This window comes from Streptomyces sp. NPDC091279 (genome assembly GCF_044757465.1).
Classification (GTDB): Bacteria; Actinomycetota; Actinomycetes; order Streptomycetales; family Streptomycetaceae; genus Streptomyces.
On record NZ_JBIVVA010000005.1, the window covers coordinates 28,677 to 50,495 of the forward strand.

At 71.1% G+C, this 21,819-nt stretch carries 15 protein-coding genes; 3 read left to right on the top strand and 12 right to left on the bottom strand.

Features of this window, described 5'->3' with window-relative positions:
• Window positions 1-51: 51 nt before the first annotated feature.
• The 6 genes from ACIQOU_RS13600 to dxr form a co-directional block, all read right to left on the bottom strand.
• The gene (locus ACIQOU_RS13600) at window positions 52-1,755 is read right to left on the bottom strand and encodes a proline--tRNA ligase (RefSeq protein WP_401536791.1); all 1,704 of its coding nucleotides are present in this window, start codon (window positions 1,753-1,755) and stop codon (window positions 52-54) included.
• A 79-nt stretch (window positions 1,756-1,834) separates the two neighbouring features.
• Window positions 1,835-2,365, bottom strand: coding sequence for a GNAT family N-acetyltransferase (locus ACIQOU_RS13605; RefSeq protein ID WP_401536793.1), 531 nt, complete (start codon window positions 2,363-2,365; stop codon window positions 1,835-1,837).
• 241 nt (window positions 2,366-2,606) lie between these two features.
• Window positions 2,607-3,455 (bottom strand): GNAT family N-acetyltransferase, encoded by an 849-nt coding sequence (locus ACIQOU_RS13610; RefSeq protein ID WP_401536795.1) that lies wholly within the window; start codon window positions 3,453-3,455, stop codon window positions 2,607-2,609.
• A 504-nt stretch (window positions 3,456-3,959) separates the two neighbouring features.
• Complete coding sequence (gene ispG / locus ACIQOU_RS13615) at window positions 3,960-5,117, bottom strand: flavodoxin-dependent (E)-4-hydroxy-3-methylbut-2-enyl-diphosphate synthase (protein ID WP_401536797.1); 1,158 nt, start codon at window positions 5,115-5,117, stop codon at window positions 3,960-3,962.
• Window positions 5,118-5,298: 181 nt separating this feature from the next.
• On the bottom strand, window positions 5,299-6,591 hold the full coding sequence (locus tag ACIQOU_RS13620; RefSeq protein WP_401537338.1) for a M50 family metallopeptidase: 1,293 nt from the start codon (window positions 6,589-6,591) through the stop codon (window positions 5,299-5,301).
• Between the two features lie 8 nt (window positions 6,592-6,599).
• Entirely contained in the window at window positions 6,600-7,862 is a 1,263-nt protein-coding gene (dxr, locus tag ACIQOU_RS13625) for a 1-deoxy-D-xylulose-5-phosphate reductoisomerase (protein WP_401536799.1), read from the bottom strand.
• Between the two features lie 185 nt (window positions 7,863-8,047).
• Between dxr and ACIQOU_RS13630 the strand changes: the two genes are divergently transcribed.
• Window positions 8,048-8,497 carry a lamin tail domain-containing protein gene (locus tag ACIQOU_RS13630; protein ID WP_401536800.1) on the top strand — a complete coding sequence of 150 codons (450 nt, stop codon included), beginning with the start codon at window positions 8,048-8,050 and terminating at the stop codon, window positions 8,495-8,497.
• Window positions 8,498-8,610: 113 nt separating this feature from the next.
• On the opposite strand, the gene ACIQOU_RS13635 is transcribed toward ACIQOU_RS13630, so the two are convergent.
• Window positions 8,611-10,542, bottom strand: coding sequence for an acyl-CoA dehydrogenase family protein (locus ACIQOU_RS13635; RefSeq protein ID WP_401536802.1), 1,932 nt, complete (start codon window positions 10,540-10,542; stop codon window positions 8,611-8,613).
• 307 nt (window positions 10,543-10,849) lie between these two features.
• Between ACIQOU_RS13635 and ACIQOU_RS13640 the strand changes: the two genes are divergently transcribed.
• Both ACIQOU_RS13640 and ACIQOU_RS13645 read left to right on the top strand, forming a co-directional pair.
• The gene (locus ACIQOU_RS13640; protein WP_401536804.1) at window positions 10,850-11,869 is read left to right on the top strand and encodes a LacI family DNA-binding transcriptional regulator; all 1,020 of its coding nucleotides are present in this window, start codon (window positions 10,850-10,852) and stop codon (window positions 11,867-11,869) included.
• A gap of 67 nt (window positions 11,870-11,936) precedes the next feature.
• On the top strand, window positions 11,937-13,994 hold the full coding sequence (locus ACIQOU_RS13645; protein WP_401536805.1) for a TIM-barrel domain-containing protein: 2,058 nt from the start codon (window positions 11,937-11,939) through the stop codon (window positions 13,992-13,994).
• A 9-nt stretch (window positions 13,995-14,003) separates the two neighbouring features.
• On the opposite strand, the gene ACIQOU_RS13650 is transcribed toward ACIQOU_RS13645, so the two are convergent.
• From ACIQOU_RS13650 to ACIQOU_RS13670, 5 genes are read right to left on the bottom strand one after another with little or no spacing between them, the layout of a single operon-like run.
• On the bottom strand, window positions 14,004-14,603 hold the full coding sequence (locus tag ACIQOU_RS13650) for a chorismate mutase (RefSeq protein ID WP_401536807.1): 600 nt from the start codon (window positions 14,601-14,603) through the stop codon (window positions 14,004-14,006).
• A gap of 34 nt (window positions 14,604-14,637) precedes the next feature.
• Window positions 14,638-15,348 (bottom strand): hypothetical protein, encoded by a 711-nt coding sequence (locus ACIQOU_RS13655; protein WP_401536809.1) that lies wholly within the window; start codon window positions 15,346-15,348, stop codon window positions 14,638-14,640.
• A gap of 39 nt (window positions 15,349-15,387) precedes the next feature.
• Entirely contained in the window at window positions 15,388-17,571 is a 2,184-nt protein-coding gene (locus tag ACIQOU_RS13660) for a glycosyl hydrolase family 95 catalytic domain-containing protein (RefSeq protein WP_401536811.1), read from the bottom strand.
• Window positions 17,568-19,535, bottom strand: coding sequence for a beta-galactosidase (locus tag ACIQOU_RS13665; protein WP_401536812.1), 1,968 nt, complete (start codon window positions 19,533-19,535; stop codon window positions 17,568-17,570). Before ACIQOU_RS13665 ends, ACIQOU_RS13660 begins: the two co-directional genes overlap by 4 nt.
• Complete coding sequence (locus ACIQOU_RS13670) at window positions 19,535-21,712, bottom strand: WD40/YVTN/BNR-like repeat-containing protein (RefSeq protein WP_401536814.1); 2,178 nt, start codon at window positions 21,710-21,712, stop codon at window positions 19,535-19,537. The genes ACIQOU_RS13665 and ACIQOU_RS13670 overlap by 1 nt, the downstream gene beginning before the upstream one ends.
• Window positions 21,713-21,819 lie beyond the last annotated feature (107 nt).

A 21,819-nucleotide genomic window follows, 5' to 3' on the forward strand; every position in this document is an offset into this window, starting at 1 on the left:
ATGCGCCTCGGAAGAAGTCTCTGAGAGATCTCTAAACGGCGGTGGCGGAGCCTAGTTGGCGGTCAGGCGGGCGATCGCCTCGGCGACCGTCAGCTCCTCGCGCTCACCGGACTTGCGGTCCTTCAGCTCCAGGACGCCTTCGGCGCTGCGGCGACCCGCCACCAGGATCTGCGGAACGCCGATCAGCTCGGCGTCCGTGAACTTCACGCCCGGCGAGACCCCGGCCCGGTCGTCGACCAGGACGCGCAGGCCGGCCGCGCGGAGCTGTTCCGAGACGTCCAGGGCGAGTTCGGTCTGCACGGCCTTGCCTGCGGCGACCACATGGACGTCGGCCGGGGCGACCTCGCGGGGCCAGACCAGGCCGTGTTCGTCGGCGGTCTGCTCGGCGAGGGCCGCGACCGCGCGGGAGACGCCGATGCCGTAGGAGCCCATGGTGACGCGGGCGGGCTTGCCGTTCTGGCCGAGGACGTCGAGCTTGAGGGCGTCGGCGTACTTGCGGCCCAACTGGAAGATGTGGCCGATCTCGATGGCACGGTCCAGCTTGAGGCCGGTGCCGCAGGCGGGGCACGGGTCACCCTCGCGGACGACGACGACGTCGACGTAGGTGTCGACCTCGAAGTCACGGCCCGCGACGACGTTCTTGGCGTGCGTGCCCGCCTTGTTCGCGCCGGTGATCCAGGCGGTGCCGGGGGCGATGCGCGGGTCGGCGAGGTACTGGACCTTCTCCAGGCCCTGGGGGCCGACGTAGCCGCGGACCAGGTCGGGGCGGCCGGTGAAGTCCTCGGCGGTGACCAACTCGACGGTGGCCGGGGCGAAGTGGGCCTCGACCTTGCCGAGGTCGACCTCGCGGTCACCGGGGACGCCGACGGCGACGATCTCGCCGTCGACCTTCACGAGGAGGTTCTTCAGGGTGGCGGAGGCCTCGATGCCGAGGTGGACGGCGAGGCTCTCGATGGTGGGGGTGTCGGGGGTGGCCATCTCTTCGAGCGCGGGCACGGCGGAGGCGTCGGCCGGCTTCAACTGGTAGCTGACGGCCTCGGTGTTGGCGGCGAAGTCGCAGTTCGGGCAGTCGGCGAAGGTGTCCTCACCGGCTTCGGCCGGGGCGAGGAACTCCTCCGACTTCGAACCGCCCATCGCACCGGCCGTCGCGGCGCAGATGCGGTAGTCGAGGCCGAGGCGCGCGAAGACCCGCTGGTAGGCCTGGCGGTGCAGGGCGTAGGAGTGGGCCAGTCCCTCGTCCTCGACGTCGAACGAGTACGAGTCCTTCATCAGGAACTCACGGCCGCGCAGGATGCCGGCCCGGGGGCGGGCCTCGTCACGGTACTTGTGCTGGATCTGGTAGAGCATGACCGGCAGGTCCTTGTAGGAGGACGCCTGGTCCTTCACCAGGAGGGTGAAGATCTCCTCGTGGGTGGGGCCGAGGAGGTAGTCGCCGCCCTTGCGGTCCTGGAGGCGGAAGAGTTCGGCGCCGTATTCGTTCCAGCGGCCGGTCGCCTCGTAGGGCTCGCGGGGCAGCAGCGCGGGGAGCAGGACCTCCTGAGCGCCGATGGCGTCCATCTCCTCACGGACGATCCGCTCGACGTTGGCCAGCACCCGGCGGCCCAACGGCAGCCAGCTCCAGATCCCGGCGGCGGTACGGCGGACGTAGCCCGCCCGCACGAGCAGCTTGTGACTGAGGACCTCGGCGTCGGCCGGGTCGTCGCGCAGCGTCTTCGCCATCAACTGGGACATGCGCTGGACCGGTGCGTTCGCCATGGTTCTTGTACTCCTGCCGGAAAAGGGTGATGGCAGGAGGTTAGCCGGGGGCGCTGTGCGCGTGGAAATCGGTGACGGCTCAGCGGCGCCTGAGCGGCAGCGGGGCGCCCATCACCGCGTACGGGCGCGGGGCGCTCGGGAAGAGGACCCGGCGGGCCAGGTCCTCGTAGCCGAGGGAGTGGTAGAGGCCGCGGGCCGGGCTCTGCGTGTCGATCGCCGACAGGATCGAACGGGGCTGGGAGGCGGCGTCGGTGATGCCGGTGATCAGCGCCCGGCCCACGCCGTGGTTCTGGTGGGCGGGGTGTACGTGCAGCTCGGTGATGACGAAGCAGTCGTCGAGCCAGCCGTCGTTCTGCTGCGCCCGCAGGTACGGCTCCACGACCGTGGACCACCAGTGGGTGCGGTCGTTGGGCATGCCGTAGACGAATCCGACGAGGTGTCGTCCGACGGTGGCGCCGAGGGCGGTCGCGCCGGGGTAGGTCATGTGGCGCAGGACGATCTGGCGGCGGACGGCGACCTCGTCGGGGGCGAGGCCGAAAGCTACGGCCTGGATGGCCAAGGCCTCATCGACGTGGGCGGACAGGTCGAGGGGGCCGATGACGGGGTCCATGCGGGGAGGGTACAGGGGGGTGGGGGGTTCTGCGGGGTGGTGGGGGGAGGTGAGGGGTGGTGGGGGTGGTGAGGGGGGGGAGGTGGGGGGTGGTGGGGGGTGGTGGGGGGTGGTGGGGGGTGGTGGGGGGTGGTGGGGGGTGGAGGGGGAGGTGAGGGGTGGAGGGGGAGGTGAGGGGTGGAGGGGGAGGTGAGGGGTGGTGGGGGAGGTGAGGGGTGGTGGGGGGTGGAGGGTGGGGTTTTTAGAAGAGGATGCTGGTGAAGGCGCCTACCTCTTGGAAGCCCACCCTGCGGTACGTGCGGCGGGCCGCTGTGTTGAAGTCGTTCACATAGAGGCTCGCCACCGGGGCGACGTCGGCCAGGGCGTAGCCGAGCACCGCCGCCATGCCGGGCGCCGCGTACCCCATGCCCCGGTACTCCGGCGCCACCCACACGCCCTGGATCTGGCACGCCCGCGCTGTCGCCGCGCCGATCTCCGCCTTGAAAACGACCCTGCCGTGGGCGTCCACCCGCGCGAACGAGCGGCCCGAGCCGACCAGTTCGGCGACCCGCGCCTGGTACAGCAGGCCCCCGTCCCCCGCCATCGGGGAGACCCCGACCTCCTCGGTGAACATCGCCACGCACGCCGGCATGATCGTGTCCATCTCGTCCTTGCGGATACGGCGCACGTACGGGTCGGGCTCGATGTCGGTCGGCATCCGGTCCGTGAGCATCAACGGCTGGTTGCCCCGGATCTCCCGCGCCGGGCCCCAGCTCGGTTCCAGGAGCCGCCAGAGCTGCGTCGTCGGTTCCGCCGGGCCCACGATCGACGAGCACCGTCGGCCCGCTCTGCGTGCCCGGTCGGCGAACGCCCGTACCGCGCGCGGGGTCGCGCAGATCGGCACCAGGTTCGCGCCCGCGTAGCAGAGGGACGTGAGCATGCCGTCCTCGTAGAAACCCCACATCTCCCCGCCGAGGCGCCAGGGGTCGAGGCCGGCCACCTGGACCCGGGAGGTCACGAAGGCGTTCGTGACCGGCTCGCGGTCGAGGATGGCGAGCGCGGCGTCAAGGTCGCTCGGTTCGAGCACCCGGGAGGTGGTCTGGGTCAACACGTGCGGGGCCTCACGCTGGGGTTCTGCTGGTCCCCGCACTGTACCTGCGGAAGCTGGGCGGTGTGGGGTGGGTGAGGTTGCCCTCCGGGCTCTGGGGCGGGGTGGGTGGTGCGCGCCGTCCCCTGGGGGCTGCGCCCCCAGACCCCGCTTCGGCCTGAACGGCCTCGTCCTCAAGCGCCGGACGGGCTGGATTTTGTCGGCCTGCGTTGCCCGCCTCGGGCACAAGACCCTGGGGGCTCTGCCCCCAGACCCCCTTCGCCCTGGACGGGCTCGTCCTCAAACTCCCCCAGAGGGGGTGCCCCCAGACGGGCTGGTTGTCGCGGCCTGCACTGCCAGCTTGGCCAAGAGATCTGGGGGCTGTGCCCCCAGGCCCCCCTTCGGCCTGGACGGCCTCGTCCTCAAGCTCCCCCAGAGGGGGTGCCCCCAGACGGGCTGGAGGTGTGCCCGGCCGGGGTTGGGGAGCGGGGCCTTGCCTGGGAACGTTTTACTCCCCCGCGTTGGAGTTCAGCCCGCTACCGATACCGAGGGCTCGCCGGAGGGGGTGCCGTCGGCTTCCATTTGTTCGGCGAGTTTCATGGCCTCTTCGATGAGGGTTTCTACGATCTTGGACTCGGGGACGGTCTTGATGACCTCGCCCTTGACGAAGATCTGGCCCTTGCCGTTGCCGGAGGCCACGCCGAGGTCGGCTTCGCGGGCTTCGCCGGGGCCGTTGACGACGCAGCCCATGACGGCGACGCGGAGGGGGACCTCCATGCCGGTGAGGCCCGCGGTGACCTCTTCGGCGAGTTTGTAGACGTCGACCTGGGCGCGGCCGCAGGAGGGGCAGGAGACGATTTCCAGGCCGCGCTGCTTGAGGTTGAGGGACTCCAGGATCTGAAGGCCTACCTTGACCTCTTCGGCGGGCGGGGCCGAGAGGGAGACGCGGATGGTGTCGCCGATGCCCTGGGAGAGGAGGGCGCCGAAGGCGACGGCGGACTTGATGGTGCCCTGGAAGGCGGGGCCCGCCTCGGTGACGCCGAGGTGGAGGGGGTAGTCGCTCTGGGCGGCGAGCTGCTTGTACGCCTCGATCATGATGACCGGGTCGTTGTGCTTCACCGAGATCTTGATGTCACGGAAGTCGTGTTCCTCGAAGAGGGACGCTTCCCACAGGGCGGACTCGACGAGGGCCTCGGGGGTCGCCTTGCCATACTTCTGGAGCAGCCGGCGGTCCAGGGAGCCCGCGTTGACGCCGATGCGGATCGGGGTGCCGTGCTCCCGGGCGACCTTGGCGATCTCCTTGACCTTGTCGTCGAACTGCTTGATGTTGCCCGGGTTCACGCGGACCGCGGCGCAGCCGGCCTCGATCGCCGCGAAGACGTACTTGGGCTGGAAGTGGATGTCGGCGATCACCGGGATCTGCGACTTGCGGGCGATCGTGGCGAGGGCGTCGGCGTCGTCCTGGGTGGGGCAGGCGACCCGGACGATCTGGCAGCCGGACGCGGTCAGCTCGGCGATCTGCTGGAGGGTGGAGCCGATGTCGGAGGTCCTGGTCGTGGTCATCGACTGCACGGAGACCGGAGCGTCGCCACCGACCGCGACGGTGCCGACCTGGATCTGGCGGCTCTTGCGGCGTTCGGTGAGCCGGATCGGAACGGACGGCATGCCGAGAGAAATCGCAGTCATCTGCTGTGCAACCCCAAGTCGTGGATCGAGCTCCGGTCCCGGAACGTTCGGGCTCCAGGCTTCGAGATTACGACACATGTCTTGGCGCGAGCACATCCACGCCGTTTGAATCCACTCGAACGGGAGCGGCCCGGAACACCAGTGTTCACCAGTGTTCCGGGCCGCTGGTAACGCGGGGTTGCTAGGAGATGCGCACGGGGTTAACGACGTCGGCGATCAGGACCAGGATCGTGAAGCAGACGAAGATCCCCGCGACCACGTACGCCACCGGCATCAGCTTCGCCACGTCGAACGGGCCCGGGTCCGGGCGGCGCAGGACCTTGGCGACGTTGCGGCGCAGCGCCTCCCACAGGGCGCCGGCGACATGGCCGCCGTCGAGCGGGAGCAGCGGGAGCATGTTGAAGAGGAACAGCGACAGGTTGAAGCCCGCCACCAGCATCAACGCCATCGCCAGCTGCTGGCTGGCCGGTATGTCGAGGGTGAAGATCTCGCCGCCCACCCGGGCCGCGCCGACCACGCCCATCGGGGAGTCGGCGGCGCGTTCGCCGTTGTCGAAGGCCGCGTTCCACAGGCCGGGGATCTTGCCGGGGAGGGCCACGATGGAGTCGACGGCGTCGCCGACGCGGTCGCCCATCCAGGTCACCGACTCGCCGAAGTCCTGCTTGACGATGCCGGTGGCCGCGCTGAAGCCGAGGAACCCGGCCTTGACGTACTGGCCCTGGACGATGGCGCCGCTGGAGTCCTTCTTGGCGACCTGGTTGGTGGCGATCGTCGCGTGCAGGGTGACGTCGTGTCCCTTGCGTTCGACGACGATCGGGATGTCCTTGCCGGGGTTGGCGCGGATCAGGTCGGACAGTTCGTTCCAGTCGGTCGTTTTCACGCCGTTGAAGGAGACGATCTTGTCGCCCGCCTTCAGTCCCGCCGCTGCGGCCGGGGACGCCGCGTCGCCCTTCTTGCAGCTGTCGCGGTTCTCGCTCTGGGCGATGACGCACTGCGAGACGGTGCTGACGGTGGTGGTCTGCTGGGAGATGCCGAAGCCCATCAGGACCGTGAGGAACAGGGCCGCCGCGAGGACGAGGTTCATGAAGGGGCCCGCGAACATCACGATGACCCGTTTCCACGGGGCGCGGGTGTAGAAGAGGCGGGTCTCGTCGCCGGGGCGCAGTTCCTCGAAGGCGGCCGAGCGGGCGTCCTCGATCATGCCGCGCCAGGGCGAGGTGGAGCGGGCTTCGAGGCGGCCGTCGGGGCCTGGCGGGAACATGCCGATCATGCGGATGTAGCCGCCGAACGGGATGGCCTTGACCCCGTACTCGGTGTCGCCCTTGGTGCGGGACCAGAGGGTCGGGCCGAAGCCGACCATGTACTGGGGGACGCGGATGCCGAAGAGCTTGGCCGTGGACAGGTGCCCCAGTTCGTGCCAGGCGATCGAGACCAGCAGGCCGAACGCGAAGACAACTATGCCGAGGATCATCATCAAGGACGTCATGCACGCGCCTCCGCGGTCGCCGTCTGCGCTGTCAGTTCCCTGGCCCGGGCGCGGGCCCAGGTCTCCGCTTCGAGGACGTCCGGGACGGTGAGCGAGGTTCCCGTGTCCGGGGTGCCGTGTTCCTCGACGACCCGGGTGACGGTCTCCACGATCCCGTTGAACGGCAGCGCGCCGGCGCGGAAGGCCTCGACGCACTCCTCATTTGCGGCATTGAACACCGCCGGGGCCGTTCCCGCGAGTTCGCCCACGTGGCGGGCGAGGTTCACGGAGGGGAAGGCCTCGTTGTCGAGCGGGAAGAACTCCCACGTCGACGCCGTGCTCCAGTCGAAGGCGGGGGCCGCGTCGGGGACCCGTTCGGGCCAGCCGAGGCCGATGGCGATCGGGCCCCGCATGTCGGGGGGCGTCGCCTGGGCGAGCGTCGATCCGTCGGTGAACTCCACCATCGAGTGGACGTACGACTGCGGGTGCACGACCACCTCGATGCGGTCGAAGGGGATGTCGTAGAGGAGGTGGGCCTCGATGACCTCAAGTCCCTTGTTGACGAGGGTCGCGGAGTTGATCGTGATGACCGGGCCCATCGCCCAGGTCGGGTGTGCGAGGGCGTCCTCGACGGTGACCTTCGCGAGGTCGGCCCTGCTGCGGCCGCGGAACGGGCCGCCGGACGCGGTGACGACCAGTTTGCGGACGTCGGCGCGGGTGCCGCCGGCCAGCGCCTGGAAGAGGGCCGCGTGTTCGGAGTCGACCGGGATGATCTGGCCGGGCTTGGCCAGCGCCTTGACCAGTGGGCCGCCCACGATGAGCGATTCCTTGTTGGCGAGCGCGAGGGTGTGGCCCGCCTCCAGGGCGGCGAGGGTCGGGGCGAGGCCGATGGAGCCGGTGATGCCGTTGAGGACGGTGTGGCAGTCGGAGGCGGCCAGGTGGGTCGACGCGTCCGGTCCCGCGAGGATCTCGGGGAGCGGCTCGCCGGTGCCGTAGCGGGCGGCGAGGGCTGCGCGCAGGGCGGCGACGGCGCTCTCCCGCGCTACGGCGACGGTCCGCACCCGCAGTCGGTGGGCCTGTTCGGCGAGCAGGGCGACCCGGCCGCCGTCGGCGGAGATGCCGGTGACCGTGAACCGGTCCGGGTTGCGCAGCACCAGGTCGATGGCCTGGGTGCCGATCGACCCGGTCGATCCGAGGATCACCAGGTCCTTGGGGCCGCCGCCCGCCACGGGGTCGTACACGAGGTGGGGGTCGGCGAGGGGTGCTGGACTGTCGCTCATTCCCCCATTGTTGCCGTATCCGGGCGGCGGCAGGACAGCGCGTCCCTCCTGCGGGTGGCTTGTCGGTCCCTGAACCGAATGAAGCGGAAACCGCCTTTGTGAACATGAAGTGAAGGCCGTGTGATTACATTCCCTCACCGGTCGGCGAACGGTCGACCGGCGAACGGATATCTGGGGGGATCTCCATGCGCGTACGCGCCGCCCTGCCCGCTCTCGCGGGCGCCGCCGTATTGACCGGCACGCTGCTCAGTTCGCCCGCCGAGGCCGCCGGCGGAGTCGTCATCCATCACGTCTGGTTCGACAGCCCGGGATCGGACAACCGGTCCAACGCGAGCCTCAACGGCGAGTGGGTGCAGCTCAGGAACACCAGTCGGGCGGCGATCTCGCTCAAGGGCTGGATTCTCAAGGACGCGTCGAATCACCGGTACACCTTCAAGAACATCAAGATCGGCGCGGGCAAGTACATCAAGGTACGCACGGGGAAGGGGGCCGACACCGCGTCGACCAAGTTCCAGAACCGTGCCGCGTACGTCTGGAACAACACCAGTGACACGGCGACGCTGACGAAGGCGAGCGGGGCGAAGGTCGACGTCTGCTCCTGGACCACGCGGGACCCCAGCGACAAGTACTGCTAGCCGCATCCGCGGGGGGCGGGGGGTTGTCTTCTGGGTGCCCGAGTTTCGGGCCTACGGCTGGGCAACGCCGATAAGGGGCGCGGGGAACTGCCGGCCCGCCCCCCACCGGGGCGTCACGGGATCTTGCGGTGGAGGTTCTGTTTTTGGGAGGGGCCCGGGGCCGTTGCTGCGATCCAGGGGGAATCGTCCGAGGAGTCGAGGATGCCGGATTCCAGCCACGTGTAGGTGCCGGTCAGGACGCCCTTCGTCACCTTGCCGTCGAGGTCGTCGGTGTTGGTCCACAGGCGGGTGAAGAGTTCCTCGACGCGGATGCGGGCCTGGCGGCAGAAGACGTCGGCGAGTTGGTAGGCCTCGCGCCCGTTCTCGCCCTGCGCGCGCAGGAGTTCGGCCCGCACACACGCCGCGCTCATCGCGAAGAGCTCCGCGCCGATGTCGACGATCCGGCCCAGGAAGCCCTGTTTGGTCTCCATCCGGCCCTGCCAGCGGGACATGCCGTAGAAGGTGGAGCGGGCGAGTTTGCGGGCGGTGCGCTCGATGTAGCGCAGGTGCCGGGAGAGGTCGACCTCGCGGCGGAACTCACCGTAGGCGCCAGGGAGTTGGCCCTGTCCGGCGATGAGTCCCGGGAGCCACTTGGCGTAGAAGACACCCGCGCCGGCGCCCGCCTTCGCCTTGTCCTGGAGGGACGTGTCGGGGTCGATGAGATCACCGGCGACGGAGAGGTGGGCGTCGACGGCCTCGCGGGCGATCAGCAGATGCATGATCTCGGTGGAGCCCTCGAAGATGCGGTTGATCCGCAGGTCCCTCAGCAACTGCTCGGCGGGGACGGCCCGTTCACCGCGGGCGGCGAGGGAGTCGGCGGTCTCGAAGCCGCGTCCGCCGCGGATCTGGACGAGTTCGTCGGCCATCCGCCAGCCCATCTCGGAGGCGTAGAGCTTGGCGAGGGCGCCCTCGATGCGGATGTCGTTGCGGTTCTCGTCGGCCATCTGCGAGGAGAGGTCGAGCACGGCCTCCAGGGCGAACGTCGTCGCCGCGATGAACGAGATCTTCGCGCCGACCGCCTCGTGCTCGGCGATCGGCTTGCCCCACTGCTCCCGGGCCGCCGACCACTCGCGGGCGATCTTCAGGCACCACTTGCCGGCCGCCACGCAGGACGCGGGCAGCGAGAGGCGGCCGGTGTTGAGGGTGGTCAGGGCGATCTTCAGGCCCGCGCCCTCGGGGCCGATGCGGTGGGCGGCGGGGACCCGGACCTGGTGGAAGCGGGTGACGCCGTTCTCGATGCCCCGCAGGCCCATGAAGGCGTTGCGGTTCTCGACGGTGATGCCGGGTGAGTCGGCCTCCACGACGAACGCGGTGATGCCGCCCTTGCCGTCCTTGGTGCGCGGTACCCGGGCCATCACGACCAGCAGGTCGGCGACGACGCCGTTGGTGGTCCAGAGCTTCACCCCGTCGAGGACGTAGTCGTCGCCGTCGCGGACCGCGCTGGTGGCGAGCCGCGCCGGGTCGGAGCCGACGTCCGGTTCGGTGAGCAGGAAGGCGCTGATGTCGGTGCGGGCGCAGCGCGGCAGGAACGCCTGCTTCTGCGCGTCGGTGCCGAAGAGTTTCAGCGGCTGCGGTACGCCGATCGACTGGTGGGCCGAGAGCAGCACGCCGATCGCCGGGGACGCCGAGCCGACCAGGGCGAGGGCCTTGTTGTAGTACACCTGGGTGAGGCCGAGGCCGCCGTACTTCGGGTCGATCTTCATGCCGAGGGCGCCGAGTTCCTTGAGGCCCGCGATGACCTCGTCGGGGATCTTCGCCTCGCGTTCGATGCGGGCGCCGTCGACGCGGGTCGCGCAGAAGTCGTTCAGCCGGGCGAGGAACTGTTCGCCGCGCCGGACGTCCTCGGGGCCCGGGGTGGGGTGCGGGTGGACCAGGTCGAGGCGGAAGCGGCCGAGGAAGAGTTCCTTGGCGAAGCTGGGTTTGTGCCACTCCTGGTCCCGGGCCGCCTCGGCCACCTCGCGGGCCTCGCGTTCGGAGACGGTGGGCTTGCTGGTCGGTACGGACATGCGGGCCACCTCGCCGGAAGGGGGGTCTCGGTCCTGTGCTGGTCAGCCTCGGGGGCTGCGCGGTCGAACGGTGCTCCTCGCTCGTTGGTACCTGATCCGGGGCGAGGTCACCACCCTGCGCGCGGCCGTTCGGCCGAGAGGAGACAGTGAGGAGAGGGGCGATCCGGCGAGCGGTGGGTAAAGGTTGTCGAAGCGCTTCGACTGGCTCTGGACACCCGCTCGCGGGAGAAGCTACTGTCGAACCGCCCTCACCCGCCCTGTACACCCTGCGCACTGTCGAAGCGCTTCACACCGCTTGGAGAGCTGGATGGTCACCCTCGCCGAGGTCGCTCAGCACGCCGGAGTCTCGGCGAGCACGGTGAGCTATGTCCTCAGCGGCAAGCGGTCCATCTCCGTGACCACCCGGCTGCGGGTCGAGGAGAGCATCCGGGAGCTGGGCTACCACCCGAACGCGGGTGCGCGGGCCCTGGCCAGCAGCCGGTCGAACATCATCGCGCTGATGGTTCCGCTGCGCACCGACATGTATGTGCCGGTCATGATGGAGATCGCCATCGCGGTCGCCACCACCGCCCGCGCGCACGGCTACGACGTCCTGCTGCTGACCGGTGAGGAGGGCCCGGACGCGGTCCGCCGGGTCACCGGCAGCGGGCTCGCGGACGCGATGATCCTGATGGACGTCGAACTGGACGACGAGCGGCTGCCGTTGCTGCGCGCCTCCGGGCAGCCGTCGGTGCTGATCGGGCTGCCCGCCGACACCTCCGGGCTCACCTGCGTCGACCTGGACTTCCGGGCGACCGGCGCGCTGTGCGTGGAGCATCTGGCGGGCCTCGGCCACCGCGACATCGCTGTCATCGGCGAGGCCCCCGCCGTCTACGAGCGGCACACCGGTTTCGCCGAACGCACCCTGGACGGACTGAGGTCCCAGGCACGGGAGTTGGGGGTCAGGCTGCTGCACCGGCCGTGCGAGGGCGGGTATCCGGCGATGGCCGCGACCCTGGCCCGGGTGCTGGAGGAGCGGCCGGGCACCACGGGGTTCGTCGTGCAGAACGAGTCGGCGGTGGAGCCGTTGCTCGCGCTGCTGCGGCAGCAGGGCCGGGCCGTGCCCGAGGACGTCTCCGTGGTCGCCGTCTGCCCCGAGCAGGTCGCCGTGCAGGCGTCGGTGCGGCTGACGTCCGTCGCGATCCCCGCCCAGCAGATGGGCCGGTACGCCGTGGAGCATCTGGTCGCCAAGCTGGACGGCCGGGGCGCCGACGATGTCGTGCTGCTGGCCCCCGAGTTGACGGTCCGGGCGAGTACCGGACCCGCGCCCGCCGCCACCCCCCTCTGATCTCTCGCGCACCACCGCACGCCCTCCGGGGCACCCCCCTGTCTCCCCGTTCTCAGGAGCACCCCACGTGAATCAGCCTGCCGAGCACGAGAATTCAGCCCCGCACGGCGCGGTCAGTCTGGCGCAGTCGTCGCCCACCGTCGGCACCTTCCGGGAGAGCGGCGGGGCGTTGGAGTGGAGCGGCCGTCAGGAGACGCTGCGGATCGAGCCGTGGGGTCCGGACGCGGTCCGGGTCAGGTCCCGGCTCGGCGGCCCGGTCCTGGACGATCTGCCGGGCGCGCTGCTCGACACCCCGCCGGTCACGCCGTCCACCGTCAAGGTCGAGGGCGGGCAGGGGACGTTGACGGTGGGGGCGCTCACCGTGGAGGTGGACGCCGAGGGGCTGGTGCGGTTCCTGCGCACCGACGACGGCTCGGAACTGCTGGCCGAGGAGCGCGCCCACTTCTGGTGGCCGGGGTCGCGGCTGTACACGCCGGTCGGGGGCGGGCAGCACCGCCTGGAGCAGCGGTTCGCGGCGTACGACGACGAGAAGCTGTTCGGGCTCGGGCAGCACCAGCACGGGCGCCTGGACCAGAAGGGGCTGGTCGTCGATCTGGTGCAGCGCAACGCCGAGGTGAGCATCCCGGTGCTGTCGTCGAGCCGGGGGTACACGCTGCTGTGGAACAACCCGGCGATCGGGCGGGTGGAGCTGGCCGGGAACGGCACCCGGTGGGTGGCCGACGCGGCCCGGCAGATCGACTACTGGATCACCGCGGGCGCCCCGGCCGACGGGCAGCGCCGCTACAGCGCGGTCACCGGCCGCAGCCCGATGCTGCCTCAGTGGGCGGCCGGGTTCTGGCAGTGCAAGCTGCGCTACCGCACACAGGACGAACTCCTCGCGGTGGCACGGGAGTACAAGCGGCGCGGGCTGCCGATCTCGGTGATCGTGTGCGACTTCTTCCACTGGACGCACCTGGGCGACTGGAAGTTCGACCCGGCCGAGTGGCCCGACCCGGCGGCGATGGTGGCCGAACTGGATGAGCTGGGCATCAAGTTGGTGGTGAGTGTGTGGCCGTCGGTGTCGCCGCTCAGTGAGAACCACCATCTGATGGAGCAGCGCGGGCACTTCATCGGCACCGAGTACGGTCCGACGGCGCACGCAGACTGGCCCGACAAGGAGGTCGCCTCGACCGTGCAGGTGGCCTTCTACGACGCGACGAACCCGCAGGCGCGGGAGTTCGTGTGGTCGCGGGTGAAGGAGAACTACCTGGACCGGTACGGGATCACCGCGTTCTGGCTGGACGCGTGCGAGCCGGAGCTGAAGCCGGGGTTCCAGGCGAACCTGCGCTACTGGTCGGGGCCCGGCCTTGAGGTCGGCAACTCCTACCCGGCGCAGAACTCCCGGACGTTCTACGAGGGGCTGCGGGCGAGCGGCGAGGACGAGGTGATCACCCTCAACCGGTCGGCGTGGGCGGGCAGTCAGCGGTACGGGGCCGCCGTGTGGTCGGGGGACATCGGCACCGACTTCCCGACGCTGCGGCGGCAGATCGCGGCCGGTCTCAACACCTCGCTGTCGGGCATCCCGTGGTGGAACACGGACATCGGCGGTTTCCACGGCGGCGACCCGGACGACCCGGCGTACCGGGAGGTGATGGTGCGCTGGTTCCAGTTCGGCGCCCTCTCCCCCGTGATGCGGCTGCACGGCTTCCGTGACCCGGGCATGGCGCTGGGTCCTGACATGACCGGCGGCCCCAACGAGGTGTGGTCCTACGGCCCGGAGGCCGGGGCGATCCTGGAGCGCTATCTGCGGCTGCGCGAGCGGCTGCGGCCGTATGTCCTCGACGTCATGCGGGAGGCGCACGAGGAGGGGCTGCCGGTGATGCGGCCGCTGTTCCTGGAGTTCCCGGGCGACCCGGCGGCCTGGGCGGTGGACGACGCCTATCTCTTCGGCCGGGATCTGCTGGTGGCGCCGGTGCTGACGGCGGGCGCCACGGCCCGCACGACGTATCTTCCGGCGGGCGCCCGCTGGACGGACGCGTGGACGGGTGAGTCGTTCGACGGGGGTGCGGCGGTGACCGTGGACGCGCCGCTGGACCGCATCCCGCTGTTTCTGCGGGACGCGGCCCAGCTGCCCGTCCGGGAGTGAACGCGCCGGTCAGCAAACGGAGTTGAGGGACCTCGCGAGGGCCTCGCTGTGCAGGTGGTCCAGGCGTCGTTCGTGGATCACCCGCACGGTGGCCAGGGCGCGGGCGGGGCGGCACAGGGGGGTGGCCCGGTCGGGTGCCGTGTCGGCGAGGGACTGGACGAGCGCGGTGGTGATGCGGTTGATCTCGACGCGGATCACCGCGAGGTCCGGGCGGGTGGTGGGCGCCTGCTCCGGGTGGTCGGTCCAGCGCTGGAACAGGGTGCGCTGGACCAGCTTGTTGGCCTCGATCTGGTCGCGGAAGACCGCGCGGACCGCGTCGGGGTCGGTGCCGAGTTCCTTGGCCTGGGCGGCGACGGCGTCGAGGACCTGGGCCTCGCGGGCGGGGTCGTCGATGGGGCTGTCGGTGCCGAACTTGGCGGCGGCGACCAGGTCGGCGGTGGCCAGGCGCTGGGCGGAGAGGTCGGCGACCGGGTGCAGGAGGGCACGGGCGGGGGCCGCGGTGACCGGGTGGGGGGTGGGTGCCGCGACCGCGGTGCCCGTCGCCGGGAGGACGACGGCCGCGGTCGCGGCGAGGGCGGTCAGCAGTCGGCGGGTGGGGGTGGTGTGCATGTCCCCATCCAACCGTATCCGGCCGCCCGGCCGGTCAACTGCTGCTGACCGTCAGGTTGTTGGTGGTGAAGTCGAGGCCGCCCGACGACGAGGTGATCTCGTAGCCGAACTGCACGTCGCCGATCGTCTCGTTGCCGAACCAGCCCTTGGTGTCCTTGATCCACTTGAGGATCGGGAGGATGTCCACGGTGCCGGACGTCGAGTTCCCGGACCGCACGAACGAGAAGACGTCGTTGGCGGTGTTGTTGCCCTTGTAGACGGTCCAGGTGGAGCCGCCGAGGGTGAGGGTGCCCTGCGAGGTGCCCAGCGGGCTGACGCCCCGGGTGTTGACCCAGAGCATGACCTCGTAGTCGTAGTCGGTGTCCCAGATGTCGTACGACGCGTTGTACGCGCCGGACGCCGGGACGGTGACGTTGTAGCTGCTGGTGAGGGAGGCCAGCGAGGTGATCGACTTGTTGACCACCTTCTTGGAGTTCGGGTACGACTTGATGCCGCCGGTGTTGGGGTGGTTGGCCCAGACGCCCCAGTTGGTACCGGAGTTGGCCCAGCTGCACTGGCTGCCGGCGCCCTGGCCCCAGATGTTGTTGTAGAGGATGTAGCCGTTCAGCGTGGTGTTGCCGTACTGCTCGCAGGAGTTCCAGACGGCCGCCGAGGCGGGTGCGGAGGCGAGGCCGACGGTGGCGCCGAGCGCGAGGGCCGGGGCCAGCAGAGCCTTGGCGACTCGGCTCAGGGTGTGCGCTGCCATGGTGTCCCTTTCCATGGGTGGGGGACTTGCGGGGGGGGGTCACCACGGCCCCAGGGTGAGGACGTGGTCTTCTCCGGCCACGAGGTCGAGCGCCTGTGCTCCGGAAGAAGTTCTGAGGTCGACGCGGTGGGTCCGGGTGGGACGGATCACCGCGGTGGCGCGTTCCGGGGTCCAGGTCAGGTCGATCCGGGCCCCGAACCGGGAGCGTATGCCGCGCACCCGGCCGCGCGGGTGGGCGGGTGCGGGCAGCAGGACCAGCCGGTCCGGCGTCGACTGCACGAGCGACTCGACGACGACGGCGGGCAACGTGTGCGCCGCGTCCGCGTTGTAGACGTCACGCCCCGGGTAGTGGGCGCTCATCAGCGAGGTGTGGAAGAAGTCGCCCTTGAGGACCTGGCCGAGGGCGTGCCCGAGCCGGTCGGCGTCGCGCAGCCGGGCGGCGATCAGGGCGTGGTGGAGGTGTCCGTGCGCGGAGTCGTTCTCGGCGCCCCTCAGTTGGAGGGCGCGGTGGGCGGCGGCGGCGAGGCCGGGGGTGTCGTAGGGGTTGATCTCGTCGAGCGGCCAGACGCCGTAGAGGTGGCTGAGGTGCCGGTGGTCGTAGCGGTCGTCGAGGCCGGGGCGGGCCCATTCGGCGAGGGCGCCGTCGGCGTTGACGCGGTGCGCCGGGAGCCGGTCGGCGAGGGCCCGCCAGCGCTCGGCGTCGGGACCGGGGTGGTAGTCGGCGGCGGTGAGCAGGGCGTGCCGGGCGGCGGAGAGGTCCATCGCCGCGTCGAGCGCGCCCCAACTGCCGTGGGCGGGACGGTTCTCGGGCGAGTACGAGGGAACGACGACGAGGGCGCCGTGCTCGTCGGTGCGGGTGAGGAAGTCCTCGTAGAACCGGGCGACCTGGGCCAGTACGGCGCCGGTGCGGGGGTCGCGGGTGCCCTGGGTGTCGTCGTGGTCGACGAGCGGCTTGAGCAGCCAGTCGGCGCCCGCGGTCCACAGGTGCAGGGGGTACTCGCGGCTGAAGTGGTAGGAGAGTCCGGACTCGCCGTCGCTGTGGGCGGGCGCGACCACGCCCCGGGCGCCGAAGACGGCACGCGCGTTCTCGGCCCAGTCCTCCTGCTGGCGGTGGATCAACTCGGCGTGCGCGGCGGTGACTTCGGGGAGGTCGGCCGAGGCGGCGGAGGCGGTCTGGAGGTTGAGGTTGGCGTCGTTGGTGAAGGCGCCGGACCAGGCGGTGTCCCAGTCGCCGGTCCACAGGCCGGTCAGGCGGGGCGGGTTGAGGCCGCTGGCGGAGAGCAGGTGGTAGCGGCCGGCGGCGAAGAGGCGTTCCAGGAGGGCGGGGCTGTCCGGGCGGGTGAGCAACTCGGCTCCGGACAGGGCGCGTTCGTCCGCGTCGGCGTCCAGGTCGAGGCTGACGCGGCCGTAGGCGGTGCCGTGCAGGGCGGTGTGCCGCTCCAGGAGGCGGGCGTACGGGTCGGGGTCGTCCGGCAGCAGGTCGCGCAGGGCCTCGCCCTCGGCCATGGCGTCGACCTCGCCGGTGGCCTTGCGCACCCGGGTGAGCAGCAGCACCGAGCGGGCGCCGGTGACGCGGACGCCGGGCGGGGTGAGCAGGGTGCGGCCACCGGCGGCGACGACGAGGGTGTGCCCGGTGTAGGCGCGGTCGCTGCCGGGGTAGCGCAGGCGCAGGGTGAGGACGGCGCCGTCGGCGGTGCGGACGGCGCTGTCGCCGACGGCGAGGCGGTGGGGTGCGCCGGGGAGCCGGTGGTCGAGGGCGATGTCGAGGTGGGGGGCGTCGATCCGCTGGACGATCACGTCGTCGGCCCGCGACACGAGGACCCGGCTGTCCCGCCCGGTGCAGGCCGACGCGGCCTCGCCGGTGGTGAAGTCCACGGAGCGCCGGTAACCGGCCCACTCGGCGTGCGGGCGGCGCACCCGCACCTGGAACCCGGGGTGGAAGGGCTGGACCCACTGGAGGGGGCGCCCGTCGGTGAGGCTCTCCGCCGCGTGGAGGTCCCCGGCGAGCAACCGGTCCTGGACGGAGGCGAGTTGGGCGGCGAGGCGGGGCGGGCGGGCGTCCTCGGCGCCGTTGGGGCGGACCAGGGTGTGATGGGTGACGACGACCCGCTCGTCGTTCGGGGAGCCGAACATGAGGGCGCCGTGGTGGCCGTTGCCGCTGAGGTAGCCGTCCTCCCAGCGGTCGGCGGGGCGCGGTTCCCAGCTGCCGTGCGCGAGCGTCATGACGCCAGCACCACCACGCCGTACCGGCCGAGGGTGACCCGGTCGGTGAGGACGTCGCCGGTGAGCAGGTCGCGGTGGCTGCCGGGGACGTCGACGGTGACCGGGTCCTGGCCGTGGTGGAGGAGGAACAGCAGGTCGCCGCGCCGGACCGCCTCGACACCGTCGGGCAGTCCGGCGAGGACCGGTTCGGCGCCCGCGCGCTCGGCGATGTCGGCCAACAGGGCGCGCAGGGCGTCGGGTTCGGGGAGGGTGGAGAGGTACCAGGCGCGGCCCGTGCGCAGTACGGCGGGCAGGCCGTCGAGTTCGCCGCCCCGGTAGACGGCTTCGGCGACGGCGCCGGGGAGGGGGTCGATCTCCTCGGACCACAGGGTGCCGTCGAAGGTGTCGGTGGGTGCGGTCTCGCCCTCGTCGAGCGGCCACCATTCGTGCAGGGTGCGGATGCCGAAGAGGTCGCGCAGCCGGGCGTCCATGCCGCCCGCCCTGATCCGGTCGTCCTGGTCGGCGACGCCGGTGAGGAAGCCGCTGACCAGGGTGCCGCCGCCGCGCACATAGGCGACGAGGCGGTCGATCGCCGCGTCGGTGAGGGCGTAGAGCTGGGGGACGACGACGAGTCTGTAGGCGCTGAGGTCGTGGTCGGGGTGGGCGAAGTCGGTGGCGAGGTGGGCCCGCCACAGGGCGCGGTGCCAGGTGGTGAGCGTGTCGGCTAGGTCGACGCGGGTGGAGAGGCGGCCCTCGTGGGCGCCGGCCCACCAGGAGTGCCAGTCGTGCAGGATCGCGATGTCGGCGATGCTGTGACGGTCCGTCACATGCGGTGAGAGGGTGGCGAGTTCGGTGCCGAGCTGCTTGACCTCCTGGAAGGTGCGGCCCGCCTCCCCCGCGTGGCCGACCATGCCCGAGTGGAACTTCTCGGCGCCCTGCCGGGACTGTCGCCACTGGAAGTAGCAGACGGCGTCGGCGCCCCGGGCGACGGCTTGCAGCGACCAGAGCCGGTTGAGGCCGCGCGGCTTGGGGTGGTTGACGCCCCGCCAGTTGACCGGCCCGGCGGCCTGCTCCATCAGCATCCACGGGCCGCGCGCCTGCGAGCGGGTCATGTCCTGTACGAGCGCCCCGTGTTGGGCGCCGAACGGGTCGCGCGGGTCGGGGTAGAGGTCGACGGAGACGATGTCCTCCTCCTCGGCCCAGCGCCAGGCGTCCTGTCCGGCCCACAGCGGCATGAAGTTGGTGGTGACCGGGAGATGCGGGGTGTGCCGGCGGACGATGTCACGCTCGGCGGTGTAGCACTCCAGGAGCATGTCGGAGGTGAACCGTTTGAAGTCCAGCACCTGGCCGGGGTTCTTCATGTAGTGGGCGTGCCGGGGCGGCAGGATCTCCTCCCACTCCCCGTAGCCCTGGCTCCAGAAGGCCGTCCCCCAGGCCGAGTTGAGGGCGTCGAGCGAGCCGTACCGGGCGCGCAGCCAGTCCCGGAAGCGGGCGGCGGCCTCGTCGCCCCAGTCGTAGGTGCAGTACTCGTTGTTGATGTGCCACATCGTGAGCGCGGGGTGTCCGGCGTACCGCGCCGCGAGGTCCTCGGTGATCGAGGCCGCGTAACGGCGGTAGGCGGCGCTGGAGTGCGAGAAGTGCTGGCGTCCGCCCCACCACTCGACGCGTCCGTCCTCGTCGCGGGGCAGCGTCTCCGGGTGCAGCCGCCCCAGCCAGGGTGGCGGTGAGGAGGTCGGGGTGGCGAGAACGACGCCGATGCCGGCCGCGTGCAGCAGGTCCATCAGCCGGTCGAGCCACCCGAACTCCCGCTCCCCTGGCCGGGGTTCGAGTCTGGCCCAGGAGAAGACACCGACGGTGACGGAGTTGACGCACGCCTCCCGCATCAGCCGCACATCCTCCTGCCAGACCTCCTCGGGCCACTGTTCGGGGTTGTAGTCGCCGCCGAACAGGACGCGTCCGCGCGTCACCGCGTCGATGCCGGGCATCAGATCAACTCCCCGTACTGGATGCCGCGCCCGTTGGTCGCGAGATAGACCCGTCCGTAGATACGGGGATCACCGGTGACCGTCTCACCGGTCCAACCCCATTGATGCTGCTCGTCGTTGATGCGCACCCAGCTCTTCGCCGCGTCGTCGGAGCGGTACACGCCGGTGACGTCCCCGACCGTGCCGACGTGGTAGATCGCCGGGTAGCGGGCGCCGGGCGCGGCCTTGCCGAAGCCGAGCGTGTAGGAGGCCCGGCAACTGCCGACCTCGGCGAAGGTGACCCCGCCGTCGATGGACCGGTACAACCCGTTCTCCTTCGTGCTCACCCACAGGTCTCCGGCCCGCCCGGGAGCCGCGACCACCTTGAACTGACTGTCCCCCGACGGCAGTTGCCCCGCCCGCGCGACGAACGACCGCCCGCTGTCGGTGCTGGCGTACAGCACCCCGGCATCGGTGTCGTACGCGTACAGGACGTCGGCCCGTACCGGATCGGCCACCGGCACGGCACCCTTGGGAAAGGAGGGCACCTCGTCCCAGGTGAGCCCGTTGTCCCCGGACCGGTACCCCGCGTACTTGGTGCCGTCCCAGTGGACGAAGGACCACAGCAGCGCGCTGCCGTCGGCGTTGGCGGCGATGGGTCCCGGCGCGTCCGGGGCGAGGGCGGGCTGTGTCGCGAAGGGCGCCCAGGTTCTGCCGCCGTCCTCGGAGTAGGCGCCGTTGCCGTGGTCGCCCCAGCCGGTGCGGACCACGTACGCCGGTCTGCGGGCGGCCTGCGCGAGCCCGGTGGCCGACCCTAAGACGGGGTTCGACGCCATCCCGCGCGCGGGCGAGGCGCCCAGCCGGTCGTGGTACAGGACGCCGATGTCCCGCGACCCGCTCAGCAGATGCGCCTGCCCGCTGGGCGGCGACAGCAACTGCACCACGGACGCCTCCTCCACCCCCCTGATCTGCGGCGCCCAGTGCCGCAGATCCCGGGTGCCGAACAGGGTGGCGCCGGTGCCGTACACCAGGTGCCGCGCGTCGAACGGGTCGAGCGCGAGGGCCTGTATCCACCAGCCGAACTTCGCTTGCTCCGCGCCCCACGTGAGGTAGGGCGTCTCGGACACATCGAGAACGGCGCTGTCCTTCAGGGACGTCCACCGGCGCCCTCCGTCGGTCGAGCGGTACAGGGTGTCGACGGCGGCCCAGCGGTTGTTGGTGGAGACGACGACGGTCCCGGGACGACGGGCATCCACGGCGACCCCGCCGTACCCGAAGGTGTCCCCGGCGCTCGCCCCCGGCACGACCGGGGTGACGTCCGTCCACCGCCCGGAGCCGACGTCGAGCCGGTGCACACTGCCGTCGGTCTGCCCGTTGGGTCCGGGCGCGTCGGCGTAGGTGACGTACAGCTGGCGGGCGTGCCGGTCGTAGGCGGCCCGGATCGGCACCTTGGCGGCGACGCCGGACGGCTGCCCGGGCACGGCCTCCCAGGCCACCCCGTCCCCGGTCCGGTACAGGTTGGCCGCACTCCCGTCCGACTCCCCCCACCCGGCGTAGAGCACCCGCCCGACGGCAACGAGCAGGGTGACCCCTTGCCCACTCCCACTGGGAGCGACGGGAAACTGCCCCACAGCCTCCCAACTGGCCCCCCGGTCAACGGACTTCAGCAAGCCGTCATGCCGCGTCCCCAGCCACAGCACCTCGCTGTCCCGGGGATCGACAAGCAACCGCTCCCCGGTCCCCCGCCCGTCCTCGTTGGCCCCGAGCTTCACGCCGAGATCGGCTCGCCGCCAGCTGACACCCCGGTCGTCGGAGCGCAGTACGGCCCCGTTGGAGGCCCACTCCTGCGCATAGGTACCGAGCGCGAGATACACCCGGTCGGGGTGGACCGGGTCGACGGCGATCGACTCCACCCCGAGCAGATTCCAGTCGTCCCACCCGAGGAAATCGGTCAACGCGCTCCAGCGGCCCTGCCGTTCATCCCACCGATAGGCACCCCCAATATCGGTACGCGCATAAGCAAGCCCCCGCACCGAGGGATGAAACAACACCCCGGTGACAAACCCGGTCCCCCCGACAACAACATTCCGCCACCGATAGGAGGGGGCAACAGCCTGGGCAGGGCCGGCAGGCAACGCCGAAAGCGCGGCAACAGCAGCACCCCCCACCAGAACACCACGCCGAGAGGGACCAAACACACTGACCTCGCTTCATCGAGAGGAGTGAGAACACGCCGCCAAGGGGCGCGGGGCTGTTGTCGATATGCGGCTCCGCCGCGCGGGCGCAACCAGCCACGACGGCCCGG

What these genes read in the sequence shown, in the direction of transcription:
- ACIQOU_RS13605 (WP_401536793.1), bottom strand. Translation starts at nt 2,365, where the DNA reads ATGGACCCCGTCATCGGCCCCCTCGACCTGTCCGCCCACGTCGATGAG.
- ACIQOU_RS13650 (WP_401536807.1), bottom strand. Translation starts at nt 14,603, where the DNA reads ATGCACACCACCCCCACCCGCCGACTGCTGACCGCCCTCGCCGCGACC.
- ACIQOU_RS13635 (WP_401536802.1), bottom strand. Translation starts at nt 10,542, where the DNA reads ATGTCCGTACCGACCAGCAAGCCCACCGTCTCCGAACGCGAGGCCCGC.
- ACIQOU_RS13600 (WP_401536791.1), bottom strand. Translation starts at nt 1,755, where the DNA reads ATGGCGAACGCACCGGTCCAGCGCATGTCCCAGTTGATGGCGAAGACG.
- ispG (WP_401536797.1), bottom strand. Translation starts at nt 5,117, where the DNA reads ATGACTGCGATTTCTCTCGGCATGCCGTCCGTTCCGATCCGGCTCACC.
- ACIQOU_RS13640 (WP_401536804.1), top strand. Translation starts at nt 10,850, where the DNA reads ATGGTCACCCTCGCCGAGGTCGCTCAGCACGCCGGAGTCTCGGCGAGC.
- ACIQOU_RS13665 (WP_401536812.1), bottom strand. Translation starts at nt 19,535, where the DNA reads ATGCCCGGCATCGACGCGGTGACGCGCGGACGCGTCCTGTTCGGCGGC.
- dxr (WP_401536799.1), bottom strand. Translation starts at nt 7,862, where the DNA reads ATGAGCGACAGTCCAGCACCCCTCGCCGACCCCCACCTCGTGTACGAC.
- ACIQOU_RS13660 (WP_401536811.1), bottom strand. Translation starts at nt 17,571, where the DNA reads ATGACGCTCGCGCACGGCAGCTGGGAACCGCGCCCCGCCGACCGCTGG.
- ACIQOU_RS13655 (WP_401536809.1), bottom strand. Translation starts at nt 15,348, where the DNA reads ATGGCAGCGCACACCCTGAGCCGAGTCGCCAAGGCTCTGCTGGCCCCG.
- ACIQOU_RS13620 (WP_401537338.1), bottom strand. Translation starts at nt 6,591, where the DNA reads ATGATGATCCTCGGCATAGTTGTCTTCGCGTTCGGCCTGCTGGTCTCG.
- ACIQOU_RS13630 (WP_401536800.1), top strand. Translation starts at nt 8,048, where the DNA reads ATGCGCGTACGCGCCGCCCTGCCCGCTCTCGCGGGCGCCGCCGTATTG.